General features: G+C 40.3%; 7 protein-coding genes, 1 tRNA gene and 1 pseudogene. 2 read left to right on the top strand and 7 right to left on the bottom strand.

Translation table 11 applies throughout. From position 1 onward, the window contains the following. Positions 1 to 204: 204 nt before the first annotated feature. On the bottom strand, positions 205 to 558 hold the full coding sequence (locus MFLO_RS13190; RefSeq protein WP_036098485.1) for a YolD-like family protein: 354 nt from the start codon (positions 556 to 558) through the stop codon (positions 205 to 207). A gap of 206 nt (positions 559 to 764) precedes the next feature. Here MFLO_RS13190 and MFLO_RS13185 point away from each other — a divergent pair, with 206 nt between their 5' ends. Further along, a complete protein-coding gene (locus MFLO_RS13185) occupies positions 765 to 1,364 on the top strand; it encodes a nitroreductase family protein (protein WP_036098484.1) in 600 nt (199 codons plus the stop codon). Positions 1,365 to 1,395: 31 nt separating this feature from the next. Here the strand turns inward: MFLO_RS13185 and MFLO_RS13180 are convergent, their stop codons facing one another. From MFLO_RS13180 to MFLO_RS13170, 3 genes are all read right to left on the bottom strand, one after another. Further along, a complete protein-coding gene (locus MFLO_RS13180) occupies positions 1,396 to 1,734 on the bottom strand; it encodes a thioredoxin family protein (RefSeq protein ID WP_036098483.1) in 339 nt (112 codons plus the stop codon). Positions 1,735 to 1,801: 67 nt separating this feature from the next. Then, on the bottom strand, positions 1,802 to 3,157 hold the full coding sequence (locus tag MFLO_RS13175; protein WP_036098482.1) for a hypothetical protein: 1,356 nt from the start codon (positions 3,155 to 3,157) through the stop codon (positions 1,802 to 1,804). 94 nt (positions 3,158 to 3,251) lie between these two features. After that, the gene (locus MFLO_RS13170) at positions 3,252 to 4,361 is read right to left on the bottom strand and encodes a glycerate kinase (RefSeq protein ID WP_036098481.1); all 1,110 of its coding nucleotides are present in this window, start codon (positions 4,359 to 4,361) and stop codon (positions 3,252 to 3,254) included. Positions 4,362 to 4,466: 105 nt separating this feature from the next. On the opposite strand from MFLO_RS13170, the gene MFLO_RS13165 reads away from it, so the two are divergent. Beyond that, a tRNA-Val gene (locus MFLO_RS13165) sits at positions 4,467 to 4,539 on the top strand. A 227-nt stretch (positions 4,540 to 4,766) separates the two neighbouring features. On the opposite strand, the gene MFLO_RS13160 is transcribed toward MFLO_RS13165, so the two are convergent. From MFLO_RS13160 to MFLO_RS16065, 3 genes and pseudogenes are all read right to left on the bottom strand, one after another. Further along, on the bottom strand, positions 4,767 to 5,102 hold the full coding sequence (locus tag MFLO_RS13160) for an Imm59 family immunity protein (RefSeq protein WP_036098480.1): 336 nt from the start codon (positions 5,100 to 5,102) through the stop codon (positions 4,767 to 4,769). Then, positions 5,102 to 5,338: a hypothetical protein gene (locus tag MFLO_RS16070; protein ID WP_206538344.1), complete on the bottom strand. Its 237-nt coding sequence runs from the start codon at positions 5,336 to 5,338 to the stop codon at positions 5,102 to 5,104. The genes MFLO_RS13160 and MFLO_RS16070 overlap by 1 nt, the downstream gene beginning before the upstream one ends. Position 5,339: 1 nt before the next feature. Then, a pseudogene (locus MFLO_RS16065) lies at positions 5,340 to 5,835 on the bottom strand (hypothetical protein); the annotation flags it as partial.

The following is a 5,835-nucleotide window of genomic DNA, read 5'->3' as shown; positions in this document are numbered from 1 at the left end:
AACTTCTGGACAGAAACAGATGCATTTTCTTGGCAACGTTAGTCGTTTGAAAGGAAAACTCATCATATTTTTGTCTCATTAGAATTTCACACCTCCAATTAATTGCATTGACAATTATTGTTACAACAATTATATAGCTGATTTTAAAAAAAAGTCAAAAAAAAATCGGAGATGAACAGTGTGGGCTGCTCATTTCCGATTTTTTTACAATAATTCAATAGTTACAATGTCGTTAAATTGGATTGGATAGATTTGACCCAGTCCATCACAAAATAAAATTTCTTGCGTAATTGGATCGATTTCAACCGGTACTGCATCCAGCTCTTGAACCATACCGCGTCCAACGAAAGCATCCGAATCCTCAAAAGATGCTAACTCAAGTTTTGCCACGTCAGCTTCTTCAAAAAAAGCAAGTCGAACCAACCACTCCCGCTTTATCGCATCTTGTAGCGTTATAAAAAAACTTTCCTGTTCGATCGGATCAACTTCCGGTTTCTTTTGCAACAATAATGGATTTGTCGGAAATGTTCGTTCTTGTAAAGATACAGCATAAACCATCGTTATCACCTCTTTCTATAGTTCTATTATACGAACAAACGTTCTATAATGCAACCTTTTTATCTTTTTAAACAAAAATTTTTTTACCTAGAGCCACAACATTGTTCGCGCTTACATCAAAACACGCTTAAAATTTATACTTGTTTTTTTAAAAATAAGTTGCTATACTAAAGTAAGTTGATAACATTTGAAAAGAGGTTTTTATTATGACAAACGCATTTTTAGAATCTATTAAAGCACGCCGCTCGATTTATGCTTTAGACAAAAACGTATCCGTATCAGAAGACAACATTGAAGAAATCATTAAAGAAGCGGTTAAATACAGCCCATCTTCTTTTAACTCGCAAACTTCACGTGCTGTTATTCTATTTGGAGAAAACCACGATAAACTTTGGAATATCGTTGAAGATACATTACGCGGTGTTGTACCGGCTGAAAATTTTGCATCGACTGAAGAAAAAATTGCATCATTCCGCGCTGGTTTTGGTACTGTATTATTCTTTGAAGACATGGACATTGTTGAAGGTCTTCAAAAAGACTTTGCACTTTATGCAGACAACTTCCCAATCTGGTCTGAACAAGCAACTGGTATTGCGCAACATTCTGTTTGGGTAGCACTTGCAAACGCTGGTATCGGTGCTTCACTTCAACATTACAATCCACTAATTGATGATGCTGTAAAGGCTGAATGGGATCTTCCTGCAAGCTGGAACTTGCGCGCACAAATGCCTTTCGGTAACATTGTGGCTGAAGCAGGCGAAAAAGAATTTATCGCTGACGAAAAACGTTTCCGCGTTTTCAAATAAAATGAAAAAAAGAGAAGCTTAAGGCGTGGCCTTAAGCTTCTCTTTTTTGTTGGGTTATAAAACTTTCAACACGTTGATACAGCTCATCACAGCTTACTATCCCCGCGATCATTCCTTTCACATCGCCATTTACAATAACAAGCGAATTAGGAATTCCCTTTACCTTAAATCTTTCTGCAAGCACCTTCTGCTTATCCACATTTACCTTCACTACTTGCACACCATTATTTTCGAGTTCTGCATATTGATCGAGCGTTGGCCAAAAACATCGACACGGTGCGCACCACTCCGCCCAAAAGTTGAGTAGAATCTTCGGGTGACTAGCAATAATTTGATCAAAGTCTTCAGCTTTTGCGTGTATAATCGCCATACTTCTCACCTCTCGATTCAGATTAGGCTATTCTCCCCTGCATCGTCAAGCAAACGAGCTTAAGTGTTCAGTTTCTAACATTTTTCTTGTATCTCCGCAAACCGAGAAAATAGAGCGATATAATACCGCAAGCCACAACTGCCGCACTGCCTACAAAATCCCAAAATAGGCTCCCAGTCATTTTATTATTTCCATTGAAGGCTGTCACAACTTGTACAAGGCTTAGTTCCTTACTAAAGAGGCTCCCTACAAAAAGTAAAAACAGCAAAATAATTTGTCCGCAAATAGCACCTAATTTTTTCCATCTGCTCCGAAGTAACAAACTGCCGTCTTGCATATCTTTAGCAGCAGACTGATAGGCAGCACGATTCAGCAGCCGGCCGAGCATTGAAATAAACAAACCGCAAATAAATATTCCTGCTCCAATACTTACTTTACTTGGAATGACCGTAAAAACAAGCCCGACTCCAATTCCTAAACTGTACAAATATAGAATCGGCTTTTCGCCCCAAGCTTTTTTGACAAACGGCTCAACTATAATCGAGAGCAGTGTTGCTAGGAAAAACGGCAAATAAACACCAAACATCATAAAATTAAAGTTCTTTTCTACTAATGCAGTAAAAGTACCATAAAGCAGGACAAAACTTGTTGCTATACCCTGAGCAAAGGAGAAATATAAAATCCAAGCTTCAAGCTTTAAGCGTGGTAAAAAGTAGAGCCAGCCGCAAACAAAAAGAAAAACCCCAACAAGCGCTACAGCAAAAATGACGAAAGCTGATTCCATCGACTTCGTTGTCCGCACTTCTTTAAGCACGAAAATAATGATGGAGAAAAAAAGAAAGACAAGAAATGGACGAATTAGAAAAGCTTTACGTTCAGGCTTGTCGACTTGATAATCTGGTAATTTTCTCACGAAATAAAAAGCTACCGCAAGCAGTGCACCATAAAACAAAAAGGCCGTACTTGCATAGTAATAACGCACTAAAAGCACTCCAATTAATAGAGCAATAATAATAGCTAAAAGTGCCATTAAGTAGTTTTTATTCGACATTTTTCGTCCATAAAAAGAGCGCTCATGGTATTGTAGCGTGATATACGCCGGAAGCGCCATACTGCTTGATATCCCAATCAAAACGGCTCCTACTTCCATCCATACAGCAGAAAAAGAGCCTAGACTTGCTAAAATCGAACCGACAATCCCCACTCCTAGAAGTAAAAGCACAAGTCGTTTGGCTTCCAGTTGACGATTAATCGCATTGAACAAAAAAGTTCCTGTTGCTTGAAAAACATAGAAGATGATGAGAGCTCCATAGCCATTTAACCATCCATCATATCTGTTTCCAGCCAGAATAAAAAGCATATAAGGCAAAAAAGCTGTGGCATTTAAGACTGCATACATAAAAAACTTGCCTTTAGGTTCCATTTCTTTCCTACCCCTTCAACCTTATTTATTGCAAGACAATCTTACTTTCCAAAAGTATAACGCAATGTTTCACGTGAAACAATTAATATCTGCATTATAATTCTAGCAATTTAGCGATATTTCGCGCCGTCCGTGTCAAATTCTGCCTAGTGTTTTGAAGAATCTTGCCACGAGCTGCGACCTCATTAATCGAAGGGAAAATAGCCGTCATACCTTCTTCATACAAATGCTCACTTCCTTCAAGCACGCTTCCGCATATCGCAATGACTGGAATCCCTGCTGGTACCGCTCGTAAAACACCAAGCGGAGCTTTTCCGCTAGCCGTTTGACCATCCATACTGCCCTCACCTGTTATCACAATATCAGCATCCGCGCAGACTCGCTTAAGCTCCAAAACTTCAATTACATAATCTATTCCGCGTACAAGTTTTCCGCCTGCAAAAACAGCAAGTCCTGCTCCCATTCCGCCCCCAGCTCCGCTTCCCGGTTCTTCAGGCACTGAAAAAAACCGATTATAGAACATATAAAGCGCCTGATCTGCCTCTCGAATAGCTTCTTGTGGTAACCCTTTTTGTCTTCCAAAAATTGCGGCAGCACCACTTTCCCCGCACAGTGGGTTTGTCACGTCAGTAATCACCGTGATAGTTATTTGATTTAAAAGCGGATCGAGATGCGTCTTGTCTATCTTGCTGATCCGATGCAAATTTTTCCCAAGCGGATCCACTGGCTGACCGCTTTGATCAAAAAAACGGTAGCCAAGTGCTTCTGCCATTCCGATTCCGCCGTCTTGCGATGCAGTCCCGCCAATTCCAATGACAATCTCAGTTGCACCTTGCCGCGCCGCATGAAGAATTAATTCCCCGACACCTCTTGTCGAAACATTCAGCGGATCGCGTTTTCCCTCTGGAACCAGTTCCAGCCCGACAACTTCCGCCATTTCAATAAACGCTGTTTTTCCTTCGTTCGCAAATCCAAGCTCCACCTCGATTAAATCTAGAAAAGGCCCTGAAACCCAAACTCGTTTCAATTCCGCCCCGAGAGCACTAGAAAGCGCGCGCAGCGTCCCTTCACCGCCATCACCAACTGGGAGGAGCGCATAGTCTGCTTTCGGAAAAACCTCCGCAAACCCGTCCCGAATCGCTTTGGCCACCTCAGCCGCTGAAAGAGCTTCCTTAAACGAATCAGGCGCAATTACAATTTTCATTTCGACCCCTCCTTTTTCACTTAACATCATATCACCTTTTTCCAAAAAACAAACTTCAAATCCCTATTGACAGCAGACACACAAGCCGATAAGATAGAATTATACGGTCCTGTAGCTCAGTTGGGAGAGTATCACCTTGACATGGTGGGGGTCGCTGGTTCGAGACCAGTCGGGACCATTATAGTAACACAAAGAGAGTGCTTTTTTAGCACTCTCTTTTTTGGGGAGAAAAGTTTGTTTAGCTGGATTCTGAGCGTTATAGTTATTGATTGTCCCTAGCTATTCACAAACATCAGAACGCACGAAAAAGCATGAAAAACCATATTAACTCTTTTGTTTTTTATTTTGGCCATTTTGTGGACAATCTCCTGTTCTACAATACGTCTAAGCTAATGCCGCTTCCTGTTAGTTATCTCTTACATCATCCCAAAGTGAGCAATGGTATTCTGGTGTTTCGCCTCTCATCACTCTTTTTCTGTTTGAAAGAACTGTGTATTGCATTATATTTAAAAACTGATCAAAGGCATCGAAAATATCTCCAAACTCATATTTCCCTTGTACACTTGCTCTATCAGCTGTCATATAGACCTCGTATTTATCGTTATTTTTTTCTATTCGGATCTGATATTCTTCTCTATTCTTCTCTGCGCCTTCAAAAATAGAGTATCTCAAATTGTTATAGCCTAAGATTTTAATATCATCCTCTAAAACTTTTTTGTATTCCATTAGATCATTTATCATCATTTTATCTCCCTTATAAGTCCTAGTTTTTCATACCAATCAACAACGGTTCCTAGTTGGATTTGTGTTCCACCACCTGCACCAAAAACCTCTGCTATTTTACCTTGCTGTGGATTGGCAATATCTTCAAAAGTAAATCTATACTTTCTCATCTCTCCTCTTAGTTCATCTTGAAGTTCAGGTATGAGATTGTAAAAAGAATCTTTAACACTATTTATGTTTATATCCGTTGTCACTTCATACTGATGATAAGGTTTTTGTACTTTCTGGATAAGGAAGTCCTCTCTTATCGTATGCCAATATCTTTTCATTTTCCACAGGGCTCGTATATTTACCGAATGCATCACCATACCGATCAATAATCTGTCCGGCTTTCAAGTTCGCATCTGTCATTATCGGTTTACCTGCTTCATCACAGACAAAGCCGTCTGCTTTCGGCCATTTTATTTTTCCTGTATCATCAATAAATTCTGCCTTGCGAACAAGCGTCCCATCTTTCGCTTTGAATACTAACTCGCCGTTCTTTAGCATCACTTTTTCAGCCTTAAACACTTTCGTGCTTTCCTCAATTATATCACCTGTTCGCTTACCCCCGCCAAGATTTAAGTCAAATTCCTGCATCACTTTCTTCAGCACCTTTTGACTATTTCCTTTTATCGGAACAGCTCCAACACCCGGCGCCGCGAGTTGTCCACGCGGTGGAAGGTTCAAGCTATCACCTAGATGGTTCAGA

The sequence above is a fragment of the Listeria floridensis FSL S10-1187 genome (genome assembly GCF_000525875.1).
Lineage (GTDB): Bacteria > Bacillota > Bacilli > Lactobacillales > Listeriaceae > Listeria > Listeria floridensis.
The sequence above is the reverse complement of the archived record's forward strand: the minus strand, read 5'-3'. Positions and strand labels throughout refer to the sequence as shown.